Here is a 16,387-nt window from a genome sequence, read left to right as displayed (position 1 = left end):
CCCCTCGCCGTAAAGGACGGGGAGAGGTGAGCGCAAGTAACGGCTATCAACTGCCCGCCGCGAGCGCCTTCTCGATCTCGGCCTTGAGCACGCGGTTGACGTTGTCCGGAGTCACCGGGCCGACCAGCTTGTAGACGATGGTGCCCTCGCGCCCGACCAGGAAGGTCTCGGGCACGCCATAGACGCCCCATTCGATCGAGGCGCGGCCGTTGCCGTCGACGCCGACGATGCCGAACGGATTGCCGTAGCGGCCGAGGAAGCGCCGGGCATTCTCGGGCGAGTCCTTGTAGTTGATGCCGATGATCTGGAAGCGCTTGTCCTTGCCGAGCTCGGTCAGCAGCGGCGCCTCGTCGTGACAAGGCACGCACCACGACGCCCAGACATTGACGACCGAGACCTTGCCCTTGAAGGCGGCGGGATCGAGACCGGGGACAGGCGCGCCGTCCCGCACCAGGCCGTCGAGCGCGGGCAGCGCGGTCTGCGGCGCCGGCCGGCCGATCAGCGCCGACGGGATTTTCGAGGGATCGCCACCATAGAGCCGCAGCAGGAACAGCCCGGCAAGGCCGAGGAAGATCAGCAGCGGCAGCACCACCAGCAGGCGGCGGGCTTGCGGCGGGCTGTTGGTCGCCTGATCGCTCATCTTATATCCGCCGCGCTGCGGCCCGAGCGGCGCGTCACGCCGCTGGCCTCGATCTCCCTGAGGCGCGCCTGTTGCCGGCGATAGTCGGCGATGATCCAGACGATCAGCAGCAGCACGACCGCCGCGACCAGCGCATAGGAGGTCACGATAAAGGAGGCGTAGGGACCAAGCGCCATCGTATCACGCCGCTCCAATTTCGTTTGACGCGGTTGCCTGCGAACCGCCGCCCACCTCGCTCGTGAACGAGACGCGGCTCGCCTGCATCATCTGCAGGCTGCGAACGCGCCGGCGCAGGATCTCGTTGCGCATCGCCGCTAGGTGCAAGGTGATGAACAGCAGCGAGAACGCGATCGCCATCACCAGCAGCGGCCACAGGAACGCCTTGTCGAGCGTCGGCCCGCCCGCGCGAAACACCGAGGCCGGCTGATGCAGCGTGTTCCACCAGTCGACCGAGAACTTGATGATCGGGATGTTGATCGCGCCTACCAGCGTGAGCACCGCCGCCGCCCGCGCCGCACGCGACGGGTCCTCCACCGCGCGCCACAGCGCCATCAGGCCGAGATACATCAGGAACAGGATCAAGACCGAGGTCAGGCGTGCATCCCACTCCCAATAGGTGCCCCACATCGGCCGGCCCCACAGCGAGCCGGTGACGAGCGCAAGCAAGGTGAAGGCGGCGCCGATCGGAGCTGCGGCTTTCGCGGCGACGTCGGCGAGCGGATGCCGCCACACGAGGGTGCCGAGCGCGGCCACGCTCATGACGCCCCAGACGAACATCGACAGCCACGCATTCGGCACGTGGATGAACATGATCTTGACCGTCGCGCCCTGCTGGTAGTCGTCGGGCGCCATCGCCGACTGGTAGAGCCCGATCGCGAGCAGGATAGCGGTCACGCCCGCGAGCCACGGCAGCATGCGCGCGGTCAGCGCCAGAAACTTGGTCGGATTGGCGAGGTCGGTCAGCGTCATGGCACCCTGATAATCGTCCGATGTGTCGCAGGCAATCGGCCGATCTCCTCCCGGCGAGATTTGATCGGGCTCATTTCAGTCCAGCCCGTGCCGCAGGCTCGCGGCGGCGGCAAAGGGGCCGATCACGAGGCTGGCAAGTGACAGCGCGCAGAGGATCGAGAATGGTGTTCCAAAGGGCGGGGGGCCCGATATCGCCGCCTGCGAGGCCGCAACCCCGAAGATCAGCACCGGGATCGACAGCGGCAGCACCAGCACCGCCAGCAATAGCCCGCCGCGATGCAGCGTCACCGCCAGGGCCGCGCCGATCATGCCGGTGAAGGTCAGCGCCGGTGTTCCCGCCAGCAGCGTTGCGGCGACCGCGAGCGTCGCGGTGCCGTCGAGATTGAGCAGCAGGCCGAGCACCGGGGTTGCGATGATCAGCGGCAGGCCGGCGGCGATCCAGTGCGCCAGCGCCTTGGCGGCGCAGGCGAGTTCCAGCGGCGTCCGGCTCATCACGATGAGGTCGAGCGAGCCGTCCTCGTGGTCGGCCGTGAACAGGCGGTCGAGCGTGAGCAGGCTCGCCAGCAACGCGCCGAGCCAGAGGATGGCGGGGCCGAGCCGCGACAGCAGCGCGAGATCCGGGCCCACCGCGAACGGCATCAGCACCGTGACGGTGAGGAAGAACAGCACGCCGATCAGCGCGCCGCCGCCGACGCGCAGCGCGATGCGGATGTCGCGCCGGATCAAGGCGCCAAGCGCGCTCATGCCGCGCCTCCCATCCGCAGATCGCGCGCGTCGATGCCGAGCGGCAGGTGCGTCGCCGCGACGATCAGGCCGCCCTGTGCGAGATGGTCACGCATCAGCCCGACGAACAGCGCCTGTCCGGCCGCGTCGAGCGCCGATGTCGGCTCGTCCAGCAGCCACACCAGCCGCCGCACCGAGAGCAGGCGCGCGATCGACAGGCGGCGGCGCTGGCCGGCGGAAAGATAGGCCGCCGGCAGGTGCGCGGCGTGGTCGAGCGCCACGGCGGCAAGGCACTGCCCGGCATCCTTGGTCTCGCCGCCGAGAAATTCCCGCCAGAAGGACAGATTTTCCGCAACGCTCAGCGCCGGCTTCAGGGCGTCGCGGTGGCCGAGATAGTGGGCCTGCTCAGGCAGGCTGAGCTCGGCGTCGCCGCCTTCGAGCGCGACCACACCCTCGGCGGGAACCAATAGCCCGGCGAGGACGCGCAGCAGCGAGGTCTTGCCGGCGCCATTGGGGCCGGTGATGGCGAGTGCCTCGCCTGACGTGGCCGACAGATCGAGGCCGGAAAACACCTCGCGTCCGCCGCGCACGCATTTCAGATTTCGTCCCGAGAGCCGCATGGTTCGTCTTGTCACAGCCCTCTGAAATCTTTCGCTACCGCGTGAGAATTTTTGGGTCGCGCAACGCTGTCGCACGCTTGTCGGTGTGGCGGCGCTTCTAGAAAGGTTCTATAAGCCCGGAACTTGATGCAGCACACACAGTCGGCGGCCGCAACCCACCCCAGGCCATCCCTTGGCCAGTGTCGATCGCCGGTGTTTAGTTACCCTTGCCGGGTATAACTGAGAATTGGGATTCCTCGCATGACCTCGCTCGACAGCTTCAAATGCCGCAAGACCCTGAAGGTCGGCGGCAAGTCCTACGTCTATTACAGCCTGCCCCAGGCAGAGAAGAACGGACTGAAGGGGATTTCGAAGCTGCCGTATTCGATGAAGGTTCTGCTGGAGAACCTGCTGCGCAACGAGGACGGCCGCACCGTCAAGAAGGAAGACATCGTTGCGGTGTCGAAGTGGCTGAAGAAGCGCCAGCTCGAGCACGAAATCGCGTTCCGCCCGGCGCGCGTCCTGATGCAGGATTTCACCGGCGTCCCGGCCGTGGTCGACCTCGCGGCGATGCGCAACGCGATGCAGAACCTCGGCGGCGATGCCGAGAAGATCAACCCGCTGGTGCCGGTCGATCTCGTCATCGACCACTCGGTGATCGTCAACTTCTTCGGTGACAACAAGGCGTTCGCGAAGAACGTCACCGAGGAATACAAGCAGAACCAGGAGCGCTACGAGTTCCTGAAGTGGGGCCAGAAGGCGTTCTCGAACTTCTCGGTGGTGCCGCCCGGCACCGGCATCTGCCACCAGGTCAACCTCGAATATCTCGCGCAGACGGTGTGGACCAAGAAGGAGAAGATGACGGTCGGCCGGAAGACCGGCACCTTCGAGGTCGCCTATCCCGACTCGCTGGTCGGCACCGACTCGCACACCACGATGGTCAACGGCCTCGCTGTGCTCGGCTGGGGCGTGGGCGGCATCGAGGCGGAGGCCTGCATGCTCGGCCAGCCGCTGTCGATGCTGCTGCCCGAAGTGGTCGGCTTCAAGCTCAAGGGCCAGCTCAAGGAAGGCGTCACCGCGACCGACCTCGTGCTGACCGTCACCCAGATGCTGCGCAAGCTCGGCGTGGTCGGCAAGTTCGTTGAATTCTTCGGCCCGGGCCTCGACTATCTCTCGGTCGCGGACAAGGCGACCATCGGCAACATGGCGCCCGAATATGGCGCGACCTGCGGCTTCTTCCCGGTCGACGCCGCGACCATCGATTACCTGAAGACCTCGGGCCGCAAGGCCGATCGCGTCAAGCTGGTGCAGTCCTACGCCAAGGCGCAGGGCCTGTTCCGCACCGCCAAGTCGACTGACCCGGTGTTCACTACCACGCTGACGCTCGACCTCGGCGACGTCGTGCCGTCGATGGCCGGGCCGAAGCGCCCCGAAGGCCGCATCGCGCTGCCGGCGGTGTCGACCGGTTTCGCGACCGCGCTGGTCGGCGAATACAAGAAGCCCGAGGGCGAGCAGAAGCGTTATGCGGTCGAGGGCCGTGACTTCGATCTCGGCCATGGCGACGTCGTGATCGCGGCGATCACCTCCTGCACCAACACCTCCAATCCGAGCGTGCTGATCGGCGCCGGCCTGCTGGCGCGCAAGGCGGCCGCCAAGGGCCTCAAGGCCAAGCCGTGGGTGAAGACCTCGCTCGCGCCGGGCAGCCAGGTGGTGGCGGAGTATCTCGCCAATTCTGGCCTGCAGGCCGATCTCGACAAGGTCGGCTTCAACCTCGTCGGCTTCGGCTGCACGACCTGCATCGGCAATTCCGGCCCGCTGCCGGAAGACATCTCGAAGTCAATCAACGAAAACGGCATCGTCGCCGCCGCCGTGCTGTCGGGCAACCGCAACTTCGAAGGCCGCGTCTCGCCCGACGTGCAGGCGAACTACCTCGCCTCGCCGCCGCTCGTCGTCGCGCATGCGATCGCCGGCACCGTGACCAAGGATCTCGCGGTCGAGCCGCTCGGCATCGGCAAGGACGGCAAGCCGGTGTTCCTCAAGGACATTTGGCCGACCGCCAAGGAGATCAACGCCTTCATGAAGAAGTACGTCACCGCGACGATCTTCAAGAAGAAGTACGCCGACGTGTTCAAGGGCGATACCAACTGGCGCAAGATCAAGACCACGGAAAGCGAGACCTATCGCTGGAACATGAGCTCGACCTATGTGCAGAACCCGCCCTATTTCGAGGGCATGAAGAAGCAGCCGGATCCGGTCACCGACGTGGTCGACGCGCGGATCCTCGCGATGTTCGGCGACAAGATCACCACCGACCACATCTCGCCGGCCGGTTCGATCAAGCTGACCTCACCCGCCGGCAAGTTCCTCAGCGAGCACCAGGTGCGTCCCGCCGACTTCAACCAGTACGGCACGAGGCGCGGCAACCATGAAGTGATGATGCGCGGCACCTTCGCCAACATCCGCATCAAGAACTTCATGCTGAAGGGTGCCGACGGCAATATTCCGGAAGGCGGTTTGACCAAGCACTGGCCCGACGGCGAGCAGATGTCGATCTACGACGCCGCGATGAAGTACCAGCAGGAGAGCGTGCCGCTGGTGGTGTTCGCCGGCGCCGAATACGGCAACGGCTCGTCGCGCGACTGGGCCGCAAAGGGCACGCGCCTGCTCGGCGTGCGCGCGGTGATCTGCCAGAGCTTCGAGCGCATCCATCGCTCCAACCTGGTCGGCATGGGTGTGCTTCCGCTCACCTTCCAGGACGGCACGTCGTGGTCCTCGCTCGGCCTCAAGGGCGACGAGAAGGTCACGATCCGCGGGCTGCAGGGCGACCTGAAGCCGCGCCAGACGCTAACGGCCGAGATCGTCTCCGCTGACGGCGGCAAAAAGGATGTCCCGCTGCTCTGCCGGATCGATACGCTGGACGAGCTCGACTACTATCGCAACGGCGGCATCCTGCATTATGTGCTGCGCAAACTCGCGGCCTAAGGCCCCTTTGTTTGAGCATGGTCTGTCCGGAAAACCGTTTCACACTTTTCCGGACCATGCTCCAACGCGGATTTGTGATCGGTGCCTCACTGCTTAGTGAGTAGCGGCTAAAAAGAAGGCGGCCTATGAAAAGGCCGCTTTCTCGCGTTTTGGGGCACGCAAGTTCAGGGACAGACTTCATGCTCCGTACAATTACGGATGGAAATCATCACGACTGGTTCGCAGTATGACAGCGATGATGGCCTATAACTGTATCTCGCGATGGTCCAGCGCCCTTGGTATCTGCGCAATCGTCGCGATCATCCGCCCCGCCCACGCCGATCCGCGTGCCGTCGTCGAACTCTTCACCTCGCAGGGATGCTCGTCCTGTCCGCCCGCGGACAAGATCATCGGTGACCTCGCGAAGGACCCCAACGTCATCGCGCTGAGCATGCCGATCGACTATTGGGACTATCTCGGCTGGAAGGACACGCTGGCCGATTCCCGTTTCAGCGCGCGCCAGAAGGCCTATTCGCATGTTCGCGGCGACCGCGACGTCTACACGCCGCAAGCCGTGATCAATGGCTCCGCGCATGTGATCGGCAGCGATCGCGCCAGTATCGAGGACGCCATCAAGGACACCGAAAGGAGCGGCAGCGTGATGTCGGTGCCCGTGACGATGACGCTGAGCGGAAAGCAGATCAACGTGTCGGTCGCCGCATCGAAGTCGCCGGCCGTGTCGCGCGGCGAGGTCTGGATCTGCTCGATCTCGAAGTCGGTGCCGATCTCGATCGCGCGCGGCGAGAACCGCGGCCGCGAGATCACCTACCACAACGTCGTGCGCAATCTCCTCAAGGTCGGTGACTGGAACGGTTCGTCCGGGAGCTGGACCGTGCCGCTGGAGAACATCACGCGTGACGGTGTCGATGCTGCGGCGGTGTACGTCCAGGACGGCAACCGCGACAAGCCGGGCCCGATGCTCGGCGCTGCCTTCACCTCACTTCACTAGCGCCTCGCTGCGGTAAGGCGCGATGCGCTGGCTTCCGCCGGTCGCACGCATGTTTTCGTGCAGCCGCATGGCGACAAACCTGCATTCAGTGATCTGCCGAAAGGAAGGCGCCGGTGCTTGGCGCGCGCGTCTCGCTTGCGCAGGCCCCAAAACAAAAAGGACCAACTTTCGTTGGCCCAGTGTTGGGATTTGACTCCCCTGCGAACAGGCCCGATCCCGACGGCCCCGGGGGGCTGGGGGCTGAGGAATCCGGAACCGAAAGGACCGGGCCAACGCAGGGTTTCCTTTTCGCAGGGCAGCGGGGCGGGCGATGGGCGGAAGTGGGGCAGCAATATGATTCCGCTAACGTTCCCGTGACTCTGCGGTTTTTCGGACAATCCGCCGCGCGCGGCGGTGGTTAAGGCCCGGTTGCATTGCGATTGGCCCCTTGCGGGCCCGCGCGCTTAGCGCGATCATGTCACTCTCGTGACGATCCCGAAGAGGGGCCTTCGGAACCCGATCGCCACCGAGGTGACAGGAGGCGCTCGATGAGTTTGATCTCGGAGGACACTGATCCGAGCGGGAGTCGTGCCGCGGCGCGCACCGCCGCCGCGACCCCTCAGCCCAATCGCGTGACTTTCAATCGACTTGAACTCAACCGCATTCTCAATCTCTACGGCCGCATGGTCGCCGACGGCGAGTGGCGCGATTATGCGATCGACTTCCTGAAGGATCGGGCCGTGTTCTCGGTGTTCCGGCGCGCGTCGGAAGTGCCGATCTACCGGATCGAGAAGGACCCCCGGCTTGCGCGCAAGCAGGGCATGTACAGCGTGATTTCCGCGACCGGCCTGATCCTGCGCCGCGGCCATGAACTCGAACGCGTGCTGTTCGTGATCGACCGCAAGCTGTCGCTGGTCTAAGCGCGTCAGGTCAGTCTGCTTGCAGCCCGGATGGAGCCAACGGGCCGCGCGAACGCGCTCGATGGCAGGCTCCGCTCAATCCGGGGCCGTTGAAGCCGCGGATGAGCCTATCCCGGATTTCGCTTGCGCTTCATCCGGGCTACATCACATCTCGCCTCGCCCAAAAGAAAAGCCCCGGCGGAATGGCCGGGGCTTGGATTTGATCGGCTCGCTCGAGGCGCTTAGTCGCGCTGGCCGAGCAGCTGCAGGAGCAGCGTGAACAGGTTGATGAAGTTCAGGTAGAGCGACAGCGCACCAGTGATTGCCGCACGCTCTGCCATCACGCCACCCTGCGAGGCGTAGCCGTAGATGTAGTCGTTCTTCAGCCGCTGGGTGTCCCAGGCGGTGAGGCCCGCGAACACCAGCACGCCGACCACCGACACGATGAACTGCAGCGCCGAGCTCGCCAGGAACAGGTTGACCAGGCTCGCGATGATGATGCCGATCAGACCCATGAACAGGAACGAGCCCATGCCGCTCATGTCACGCTTGGTGGTGTAGCCGTAGAGGCTCAGCGCACCGAACGTTGCCGCGGTGATGAAGAACACGCGCACGATCGAGGTGTGCGTGTACACCAGGAAGATCGACGACAGCGACAGACCCATCAGCGCCGAGAACACCCAGAACAGGAGTTGGGCGGTCGCGGGCTGCAGGCGGTTGATGCCGGCCGAGATGACGAACACCATCGCCAGAGGGGCGAGGATGAACAGCCACTTCAGCGGGCTCACGAACATCGCGTAGCCGAACTGCGTCAGATAGGCGTTGCCGAACTTGGCGACGGCGGCCGACTGGTCGGTCGTCACCGCACCCATGTAGACGCCGAGCGCGGCGAGGCCGGTGATGGCCAGGCCGATGCTCATGTAGTTGTAGATGCGCAGCATGTAGGCGCGCAGACCGGCGTCGACGGCCGCAGCGTCAATGCGCCCGGCGGCCCGGCCGAAAGGAGAAGCGTAGTTGCGGTCTAGGTCCGACATGGTCGAATTCCCGTGGTTGGTCCCGGTGGAGCGCAAGGGATTTGCGGCGCCGGTCGTAAATCTATCTCAGATGGCTCGGTTTGCGGAACATTAATTCCGTGTCATTCAAACCGACTATCCGACCCGATTGGTATGTGGGAAATTAACACATCCGACGCAAGCTTCCACGCGCGGCCGAATGTCGCTCTGCCCTAGCATCATAGGCAAAAACGGCGCTCGCGCCGCTACATTTTGTCACAAATTCCGCAACACTGAGGCCGGCTTCTGGTTTAGCGCGAGCAGCGTCCCGGCGAGCCCCAGTCCGACCGTGACGACCAGCGCGGCGACCACGACCAGCGCGGCGCTGCCGGCCTGCCAGATAAAACTCAGCGTCATCAGCCTAGTCACGATCAGCCAGGCCGCGATCGAGCCGGCGATCACCCCGAACACCGCGGTTGCAAAACCGATCATCAGATACTCCAGCGCGTAGGCGCCGAGCAGTCGCACCCGCGTGGCGCCGAGCGTCTTGAGAATCACGGCGTCATAGACGCGGTGGCGGTGTCCGGCGGCGAGCGCGCCGCCGAGCACCAGGATCGCGGAGATCAGCGTCACGGCGCTGGCGCCGCGGATCGCCAGCACCAGATTGCTGACCACGCTGCCGACCGTCTCCAGCGCCTCGCGGACCCGCACGCTGGTCACCATCGGGAACGCGTCGGCGACCTGCTTGATGATGCGCGCGTCGTCGGCGGAATCGGCGTGTGGTTCCGTCAGGGTCGCGACATGGCTGTGCGGCGCACCCCTGAAGGCATTCGGCGAGAACACCAGCACGAAATTGATGCCGAGGCCCTGCCAGTCGATGTTGCGCAGGTTGGCGATTTTCGCCGGCACGTCGCGTCCGAGCACGTTGACGACGATCTCGTCGCCGATCTTCAACGACAGGCCGTCGGCGATCTTCTTCTCCATCGAGACCAGCGGCGGCCCGCTGTAGTCCGGCCCCCACCATTCGCCCTCGACGATCTTCGAGCCCTTGGGAATTTCGCCGGTGTAGGTCAGGCCCCGGTCGCTCTGCAGCACCCACTCCGAATCGACCGACGGCTTGAGCTGGTCGGCCTTGACGCCGCGCGCGGCCACGATCCGTCCGCGCAGCATCGGTACATCCTCGACGGTCGAGCCGGCGGCGACCTTCGCCAGGAAGGCATTGAAGCGGTCGGCCTCGGTGGAGGGGATGTCGATGAAGAAGAACGACGGCGCCCGCTCCGGCAGGGCGGCCAGGAATTGCCGGCGCAGATTGCCGTCGATCTGGGTGATGGTGACGAGCACCGCCAGCCCGAGCCCCAGCGACAGCACCACCGACGGCGTCAGCGCGCCCGGCCGGTGGATGTTGGCGATCGCGAGCCGCAGCATGGTCATGCGGCTGCGCGGCAGCCGCCGCGCCACCGCCATCAGGAGCTCGGCGATTCCGCGCAGCAGCAGGAACACCGCGATCGACGAGGCGACGAACACGGCAGCGACCCGCTTGTCATAGGCAAGCCCGATCGCGACTCCGATCAGGAGCGCGATCACCACGGCCATCAGCGCCAGATAGCTCCAGCGCGGGCGATGCCACTCGCTGGCGACGGTCTCGCGGAACAGCGCCGCGACCGGCACGTCATGCACCCGGCCGAGTGGCCACAGCCCGAACGCCAGCGCGGTGAGCTGGCCGTAGAGGAAGGACAGCGCGAGCTCGTCGGGATGCAGCGCGGGCACTACCGGCAGCGGCAGCAGCTTGCCGAACAGGCCGACGATGACGAAGGGGAGCGCGGCGCCGAGCACGAGCCCGATCGCCGAGCCGATCCCGGCCAGCACCACCACCTGCGTGCAGTAGATCGTGAAGACGTCGCGGCCGGTGGCGCCGAGCGCCTTGAACGAAGCGATGACGTCGCGGCGCCGGTCGATATGGCTCTTCACCGCGTTGGCGACGCCGACACCGCCGACCAGTAGCGCCGCGAGGCCGACCAGGGTCAGGAACTGGGTGAAGCGGTTGATGGTGCGCTCGAGCTGCGGCGAGGCATTGCTGCGGCTGCGGAGCTCCCAGCCGGCCTCCGGCGCGGCGGTCCGCGCGCCGTCGATCAGCGCGGTGGTGGCGCGATCGTCGTTGGCGCCGTCAGGCAGCTTCACGCGGTAGATCCAGCGCACCAGGCTGCCCGGTTGCAGCAGGTCGGTGGCGTGCAGGCTGGCTTCGCTGACCAGGAAGCGCGGCCCGAGGCCGACGCCGCCGGCAAGCTTGTCGGGCTCGGCCACCACCACGCTGCGGATCTGGTAGGTCGCACTGCCGATGGTGACGCGGTCACCGAGCTTCAGGTCGAGCCGCGCCAGCAACGTCGAATCGGCGGCCGCGCCGTAGACGCCGTCGCGTTCGGCAAGCAGATCGGCGACCGGCATGTTCGGCTCGAGCGTCAGCTCGCCGAGCATCGGATATTTGCCGTCGACGGCCTTCAGCTCGACCAGCGCCAGCTTGCCGTCATTGCTGCGGGCCATCGCGCGCAGCGTGGCCGCGATCGAAACCTCGCCGCGCGTGCGCAGATAGGCGACCTCGTTGGGTTTGGCCTCGCGCGAGATCAGCGAGAATGCGACGTCGCCGCCGAGCAGCGTACGTCCCTCGCGGGACAGGCCGTCGCCAAGGCTCGCGGCGACCGAGCCGACGCCGGCAATCGCCATCACGCCGAGCGCGATGCAGGCGATGAACACGTAGAAGCCGCGCAGGCCGCCGCGCAATTCGCGCAGCGCATAACGGAAGGCAAGCGACGACGCGCGGCCCTGCACCGCGGCTTCGGACGCGATGCTCATGTCGTGGATTGTCCGTCGATGCGGCCGGAGCGCAGCCGCACGACGCGGTCGCAGCGCTGCGCGAGCGCGAGATCGTGCGTCACCAGCACCAGCGTCATGCCGCGCTCGGCGTGCTTGGTGAACAGCAGGTCGACGATCTGCTTGCCTGTCGTCTCGTCGAGATTCCCGGTCGGCTCGTCGGCAACGAGGATCGCGGGATCGGGCGCGAGCGCGCGCGCGATCGCGACGCGCTGCTGCTCGCCGCCGGAGAGTTGCGTCGGATAATGATGCAGCCGCTCGCCGAGCCCGACCGATTGCAGCTCCTGCGCGGCGCGCGCAGCGGCATCGGGATTGCCGGCGAGCTCGAGCGGCACCGCCACGTTCTCCAGCGCCGTCATGGTCGGGATCAGATGGAATGACTGGAAGACGATGCCGACCTGGCGGCCGCGGAAGCGCGCCAGCGCATCTTCGTCGAGGGCATTGAACGAGGTGCCGTTGACGACCACTTCTCCACTGTCAGGACGTTCGAGCCCCGCCATTACCATCAGCAAGGTCGACTTGCCCGAGCCCGACGGGCCGATCAGGCCGATGGCCTCACCCGCTGCCACACGAAGGCTGATATCTTTGAGGATATGGACCCGTGCCGCGCCGGTGCCGAGCGAGAGATTGACGTTCCTGACGGCAATGGTGTCCGGCTCGACGTCGGTCAGTGAAGAGGATTCGATGAGACTGTCCATGGTTCGGTCATATGGCACTTCCGCGTCTGCGGTCGAGGGCCGGTTGAGAATCTTCGTGCACATACTCGTGTTGCTTATGGGCTTGATGACGGCGGCCAGCGCGCAGACGCCAAGGCTGGAGAATGGCCCGGAGAAGGGCCCGGCGAAGCCGATCAAGATGGTGGTTCTGGGCGATTCCCTGAGCGCCGGGTACGGCCTCCCAGGCCCGGCGGCATTCCCGATCCGGCTGCAAAAGGCGTTGGAAGCCAAGGGGATAAAGGTCGAGATGAGCAATGCCGGGGTGTCCGGCGACACCGCCTCGGGCGGCCGCGAGCGACTCGACTGGTCGGTGCCTGATGGAACCGATGCCGTGATTGTCGAGCTTGGCGCCAACGATGCCTTGCGCGGCATCGATCCCGCCGTCACGCGTGCCGCGCTCTCCGACATCATCACAAAGTTGCAGGCGCGCAAGATCGCCGTGCTCTTGTGCGGCATGCTCGCGCCACCGAACTATGGCAGTGAGTATGCAGCGAAGTTCAACGCGATCTATCCGGATCTCTCGAAGACCCTTGGCGTGCCGCTCTATCCGTTCTTCCTCGATGGGGTTGCCGCCGACGCGAAACTCAACCAGGCCGACGGCATGCATCCGACGGCAGCAGGTGTGGACATCGTTGTGAAAAATATCCTGCCCACAGTGGAGGCATTTCTCGGCGCAATATCAGGGCAACGCAGTTGAAGCGCAGGCAGTGAGCCGTGCCGTGTCCGTAGGTTTACGAGCTGTTAACGGGTCATGCTTCGCAGAGTCACATATCTCGGGTACAAATAGGCATCGGTGATTCGTCGCCGGGCCGTTACAGGGTGCGGGCTCCCAAAACCCGCGCCAAGCATCGAGGATTATTGCGATGCCGCGTCTGTTCACTGGACTGGAAATTCCGGCCGATATCGGCCAAACCCTCTCCAGCTTGCGTGGCGGCCTTCCCGGCGCACGCTGGATCGATCCCGAAAATTATCATGTCACTCTGCGCTTCATCGGCGATATCGATGGCATGTGGGCCAACGAGATCGCGACGATGTTGTTTCGGGTAAACCGCAAGCCGTTCGAGGTCAAATTGCAGGGCCTGTCGAGCTTCGGCGGACGCAAGCCGCGCGCGGTGGTTGCCGCCGTCGAGCCGAGCCGGCCGCTGATCGAACTGCAGGCCGAGCTCGAGCGGATGATGCAGCGGATGGGGCTCGATCCCGAGGGCAGGAAATTCACGCCACATGTCACGCTCGCTCGTCTGCATGACGCTTCGAGCCAGGACGTCGCGGATTATCTGTCCGTGCGCGGCTACTTCCCGAGCCGCAGCTTCCTGGCGGACCGCTTCGTGCTGTTCTCGTCGCGCGCGTCGACAGGCGGCGGCCCCTATGTGGTCGAGGATTCCTACGCGCTCTGCGCGTGAGCCTCTTCACCTCGCCCCGCTTGCGGGGAAAGGTCGGATCGCATCGAAGATGCGATCCGGGTGAGGGGGTACGGGTCCGTCGATAGAGCGCGTCGGGTGGTGAGAGCCCCTCACCCCAGCCCTCTCCCCGCAAGAGCGGGGCGAGGGAGAGGAAAGTGCATACCCCACTGGCACAATTCACGGCTTGCAATTTGCCGCACACTAGGGCCGTAAGGTGGGCTCATGCTGTCCACCTCGCCCAGTTCCTTTCTCGAGCTCTACAAATCCCTGGTCGCCTCCGGCGCGATCGAGGCCGATCCCGCCCAGGCCCGCGCCGCCGAGGCATTCGGCGCGCTGGATGAGCGGCTCGCGAGCTACAAGCCGCAGCGCAAGCAAGGCCTGTTCGGGCGGCTGTTCGGCGGCGACAAGGACGACAAGCCGCCGCGCGGGCTCTACGTCCACGGCGAGGTCGGTCGCGGCAAGACCATGCTGATGGATCTGTTCTTCCAGCAGAGCCCGGTCGAACACAAGCGCCGCGCGCACTTCCACGAATTCATGGCCGAGGCGCATGAGCGCATCTACGGCTACCGTCAGCAGATCGCGCGCGGCGAGATCGCGGACGGCGACGTGATCGCGCTCACAGCGCAGGCGATCTTCGACGAAGCCTGGCTGCTCTGCTTCGACGAATTTCACGTCACCGACATCGCCGATGCGATGATCCTCGGCCGGCTGTTCGCCAAGCTGTTCGATCTCGGCACCGTGGTGGTCGCGACCTCGAACGTTGCGCCTGACGATCTCTACAAGGGCGGGCTCAATCGCGCGCTGTTCCTGCCGTTCATCGCGCAGATCTCCGACCACATGGACGTGCTGCGGCTCGATGCGCGCACCGACTTCCGGCTGGAGAAACTCGTCGGCGTCAAGATGTGGCTGGTGCCCGCGGATGACGCGGCCGATGCCGCGCTCAACGCGGCCTGGCGGAAGATGACCGGCAATGCCCCGTGCAAGGCACGCCTCATTCCGATCAAGGGACGCATCCTGAACGTGCCCTGCTCGGCGCACGGCGTCGCGCGCTTCAGCTTCATGGACATCTGCGAGAAGCCGCTTGCCGCGTCCGATTATCTCAGGCTCGCGCACGACTACCACACGATCCTGATCGACCACATTCCGGTGATGGATTACGCCGAGCGCAATGCCGCCAAGCGCTTCATTTCGCTGATCGACACGCTCTATGACAATGCCGTGAAGCTGATGGCCTCGGCCGAGGCCGATCCGGTGTCGCTGTACCTCGCGACCGACGGTGTCGAGGCGATGGAGTTCAAGCGCACGTCCTCGCGCCTGATCGAAATGAGCTCGGAATCCTACCTGGCGCTGCCGCACGGCCGGAAGGACTCCTCGGCGAGCGGCGCGTCGACTGGCCTTGTCGAGACCTGAATTCAGTCTCGATATTTCGTCTTGCGCGCGGTCCGGTTCGGCGCAACTTTTCGTGTCTCCGGGGCGGATGTTGCTGGCATGCCTGTTCGAATTCCAGGCAGGGCCCGCAATCGGGCAGGCCGCGACTTGAATGGATCATTCGAAAGGGATAACCACCCTTGCAACCGACTTCCCTCCCTCCCGTACACAGTTCAAAGGACTGATTTCCCATGGCACGCGACAAGATTGCTCTGATTGGCTCCGGACAGATCGGCGGAACGCTGGCGCACCTCGTCGGCCTCAAGGAACTCGGAGACGTCGTGCTGTTCGATATTGCCGAGGGCGTGCCGCAGGGCAAAGCGCTCGACATTGCGCAGTCGTCGCCGGTCGACGGTTTCGATTCCAATCTGGTCGGCGCCAATTCCTATGAAGCGCTCGACGGCGCCAAGGTCTGCATCGTCACCGCCGGCGTGCCGCGCAAGCCCGGGATGAGCCGCGACGATCTCCTCTCCATCAACCTCAAGGTCATGGAGCAGGTCGGCGCCGGCATCAAGAAGTACGCGCCCGACGCCTTCGTCATCTGCATCACCAACCCGCTCGACGCCATGGTGTGGGCGCTGCAGAAGGCCTCGGGCCTGCCGCACAAGAAGGTGGTCGGCATGGCCGGCGTGCTCGACTCCGCGCGTTTCCGCTATTTCCTGGCCGACGAATTCCACGTCTCGGTCGAGGACGTCACCGCCTTCGTGCTCGGCGGCCACGGCGACACCATGGTGCCGCTGACCCGCTACTCGACTGTCGCCGGCATTCCGCTGCCCGACCTCGTCAAGATGGGCTGGACCTCGCAGGCGCGCATCGATGAGATCGTCGATCGCACACGCAACGGCGGCGCCGAGATCGTCAACCTGCTCAAGACTGGCTCCGCCTTCTACGCGCCGGCTGCGTCCGCGATCGCGATGGCCGAGAGCTACCTGAAGGACAAGAAGCGCGTGCTGCCCTGCGCCGCCTATCTCAACGGCGAGTACGGCGTGAAGGACATGTATGTCGGCGTGCCGGTCGTGGTCGGCGCCAAGGGTGTCGAGCGCATCGTCGAGATCGAACTGGCGGGCAAGGACCGCGAGGCTTTCGACAAGTCGGTCGGTGCGGTGCAGGGCCTGGTCGACGCCTGCAAGAAGATCGCGCCCGATCTGCTCGGCAAGTAATCTCGATTGGCAATGGCCCGATAGGCGGTTTCAATCGCCTGTCGGGT

At 65.3% G+C, this 16,387-nt stretch carries 15 protein-coding genes; 7 read left to right on the top strand and 8 right to left on the bottom strand.

The window, feature by feature from the left end:
- Positions 1 to 46 precede the first annotated feature (46 nt).
- The 5 genes from ACVMB1_RS32820 to ccmA all read right to left on the bottom strand — a co-directional run bounded on the left by ACVMB1_RS32820 (position 47) and on the right by ccmA (position 2,952).
- A complete protein-coding gene (locus ACVMB1_RS32820) occupies positions 47 to 640 on the bottom strand; it encodes a DsbE family thiol:disulfide interchange protein (RefSeq protein ID WP_057020936.1) in 594 nt (197 codons plus the stop codon).
- Positions 637 to 816, bottom strand: a complete 180-nt coding sequence (gene ccmD / locus ACVMB1_RS32815) for a heme exporter protein CcmD (RefSeq protein WP_057020935.1) — start codon at positions 814 to 816, stop codon at positions 637 to 639. Before ccmD ends, ACVMB1_RS32820 begins: the two co-directional genes overlap by 4 nt.
- 4 nt (positions 817 to 820) lie before the next feature.
- A complete protein-coding gene (locus tag ACVMB1_RS32810) occupies positions 821 to 1,609 on the bottom strand; it encodes a heme ABC transporter permease (RefSeq protein WP_076834639.1) in 789 nt (262 codons plus the stop codon).
- A gap of 75 nt (positions 1,610 to 1,684) precedes the next feature.
- Complete coding sequence (gene ccmB, locus ACVMB1_RS32805; RefSeq protein ID WP_076834637.1) at positions 1,685 to 2,353, bottom strand: heme exporter protein CcmB; 669 nt, start codon at positions 2,351 to 2,353, stop codon at positions 1,685 to 1,687.
- Positions 2,350 to 2,952, bottom strand: coding sequence for a heme ABC exporter ATP-binding protein CcmA (gene ccmA / locus ACVMB1_RS32800; protein ID WP_076834635.1), 603 nt, complete (start codon positions 2,950 to 2,952; stop codon positions 2,350 to 2,352). Before ccmA ends, ccmB begins: the two co-directional genes overlap by 4 nt.
- A gap of 240 nt (positions 2,953 to 3,192) precedes the next feature.
- Here ccmA and acnA point away from each other — a divergent pair, with 240 nt between their 5' ends.
- The 3 genes from acnA to ACVMB1_RS32785 all read left to right on the top strand — a co-directional run bounded on the left by acnA (position 3,193) and on the right by ACVMB1_RS32785 (position 7,800).
- Positions 3,193 to 5,913 (top strand): aconitate hydratase AcnA, encoded by a 2,721-nt coding sequence (acnA, locus tag ACVMB1_RS32795; RefSeq protein ID WP_076834633.1) that lies wholly within the window; start codon positions 3,193 to 3,195, stop codon positions 5,911 to 5,913.
- 226 nt (positions 5,914 to 6,139) lie between these two features.
- On the top strand, positions 6,140 to 6,901 hold the full coding sequence (locus ACVMB1_RS32790; protein WP_057020930.1) for a DUF1223 domain-containing protein: 762 nt from the start codon (positions 6,140 to 6,142) through the stop codon (positions 6,899 to 6,901).
- Between the two features lie 527 nt (positions 6,902 to 7,428).
- Positions 7,429 to 7,800 (top strand): DUF2794 domain-containing protein, encoded by a 372-nt coding sequence (locus tag ACVMB1_RS32785; RefSeq protein ID WP_028340822.1) that lies wholly within the window; start codon positions 7,429 to 7,431, stop codon positions 7,798 to 7,800.
- Between the two features lie 221 nt (positions 7,801 to 8,021).
- On the opposite strand, the gene ACVMB1_RS32780 is transcribed toward ACVMB1_RS32785, so the two are convergent.
- The 3 genes from ACVMB1_RS32780 to ACVMB1_RS32770 form a co-directional block, all read right to left on the bottom strand.
- The gene (locus ACVMB1_RS32780) at positions 8,022 to 8,813 is read right to left on the bottom strand and encodes a Bax inhibitor-1/YccA family protein (protein ID WP_021078796.1); all 792 of its coding nucleotides are present in this window, start codon (positions 8,811 to 8,813) and stop codon (positions 8,022 to 8,024) included.
- Between the two features lie 234 nt (positions 8,814 to 9,047).
- Positions 9,048 to 11,618, bottom strand: coding sequence for an ABC transporter permease (locus ACVMB1_RS32775; RefSeq protein WP_076834632.1), 2,571 nt, complete (start codon positions 11,616 to 11,618; stop codon positions 9,048 to 9,050).
- On the bottom strand, positions 11,615 to 12,334 hold the full coding sequence (locus tag ACVMB1_RS32770) for an ABC transporter ATP-binding protein (RefSeq protein WP_028336302.1): 720 nt from the start codon (positions 12,332 to 12,334) through the stop codon (positions 11,615 to 11,617). The genes ACVMB1_RS32775 and ACVMB1_RS32770 overlap by 4 nt, the downstream gene beginning before the upstream one ends.
- A gap of 55 nt (positions 12,335 to 12,389) precedes the next feature.
- Here ACVMB1_RS32770 and ACVMB1_RS32765 point away from each other — a divergent pair, with 55 nt between their 5' ends.
- The 4 genes from ACVMB1_RS32765 (at position 12,390) to mdh (ending at position 16,340) form a co-directional block, all read left to right on the top strand.
- Positions 12,390 to 13,049 (top strand): arylesterase, encoded by a 660-nt coding sequence (locus tag ACVMB1_RS32765; RefSeq protein ID WP_076834707.1) that lies wholly within the window; start codon positions 12,390 to 12,392, stop codon positions 13,047 to 13,049.
- A gap of 166 nt (positions 13,050 to 13,215) precedes the next feature.
- Positions 13,216 to 13,752 carry an RNA 2',3'-cyclic phosphodiesterase gene (gene thpR, locus ACVMB1_RS32760; protein WP_057020928.1) on the top strand — a complete coding sequence of 179 codons (537 nt, stop codon included), beginning with the start codon at positions 13,216 to 13,218 and terminating at the stop codon, positions 13,750 to 13,752.
- 222 nt (positions 13,753 to 13,974) lie between these two features.
- The gene (gene zapE, locus ACVMB1_RS32755) at positions 13,975 to 15,162 is read left to right on the top strand and encodes a cell division protein ZapE (protein WP_057020927.1); all 1,188 of its coding nucleotides are present in this window, start codon (positions 13,975 to 13,977) and stop codon (positions 15,160 to 15,162) included.
- A 209-nt stretch (positions 15,163 to 15,371) separates the two neighbouring features.
- Positions 15,372 to 16,340, top strand: coding sequence for a malate dehydrogenase (gene mdh, locus ACVMB1_RS32750; protein ID WP_028336306.1), 969 nt, complete (start codon positions 15,372 to 15,374; stop codon positions 16,338 to 16,340).
- Positions 16,341 to 16,387: the final 47 nt, after the last annotated feature.

The organism is Bradyrhizobium sp. USDA 4504, from assembly GCF_054063995.1.
Note: the sequence above shows the minus strand (reverse complement) of the source record. Positions and strands in the feature narration are given on the sequence as shown.

Bases quoted from the DNA above. Each gene is read 5' to 3' on its own strand.
- mdh (WP_028336306.1), top strand. From the start codon at position 15,372: ATGGCACGCGACAAGATTGCTCTGATTGGCTCCGGACAGATCGGCGGA.
- ccmB (WP_076834637.1), bottom strand. From the start codon at position 2,353: ATGAGCGCGCTTGGCGCCTTGATCCGGCGCGACATCCGCATCGCGCTG.
- acnA (WP_076834633.1), top strand. From the start codon at position 3,193: ATGACCTCGCTCGACAGCTTCAAATGCCGCAAGACCCTGAAGGTCGGC.
- ACVMB1_RS32775 (WP_076834632.1), bottom strand. From the start codon at position 11,618: ATGAGCATCGCGTCCGAAGCCGCGGTGCAGGGCCGCGCGTCGTCGCTT.
- ACVMB1_RS32780 (WP_021078796.1), bottom strand. From the start codon at position 8,813: ATGTCGGACCTAGACCGCAACTACGCTTCTCCTTTCGGCCGGGCCGCC.
- ccmA (WP_076834635.1), bottom strand. From the start codon at position 2,952: ATGCGGCTCTCGGGACGAAATCTGAAATGCGTGCGCGGCGGACGCGAG.
- zapE (WP_057020927.1), top strand. From the start codon at position 13,975: ATGCTGTCCACCTCGCCCAGTTCCTTTCTCGAGCTCTACAAATCCCTG.
- ACVMB1_RS32790 (WP_057020930.1), top strand. From the start codon at position 6,140: ATGACAGCGATGATGGCCTATAACTGTATCTCGCGATGGTCCAGCGCC.
- ccmD (WP_057020935.1), bottom strand. From the start codon at position 816: ATGGCGCTTGGTCCCTACGCCTCCTTTATCGTGACCTCCTATGCGCTG.
- ACVMB1_RS32785 (WP_028340822.1), top strand. From the start codon at position 7,429: ATGAGTTTGATCTCGGAGGACACTGATCCGAGCGGGAGTCGTGCCGCG.
- ACVMB1_RS32810 (WP_076834639.1), bottom strand. From the start codon at position 1,609: ATGACGCTGACCGACCTCGCCAATCCGACCAAGTTTCTGGCGCTGACC.
- ACVMB1_RS32820 (WP_057020936.1), bottom strand. From the start codon at position 640: ATGAGCGATCAGGCGACCAACAGCCCGCCGCAAGCCCGCCGCCTGCTG.
- ACVMB1_RS32770 (WP_028336302.1), bottom strand. From the start codon at position 12,334: ATGGACAGTCTCATCGAATCCTCTTCACTGACCGACGTCGAGCCGGAC.
- thpR (WP_057020928.1), top strand. From the start codon at position 13,216: ATGCCGCGTCTGTTCACTGGACTGGAAATTCCGGCCGATATCGGCCAA.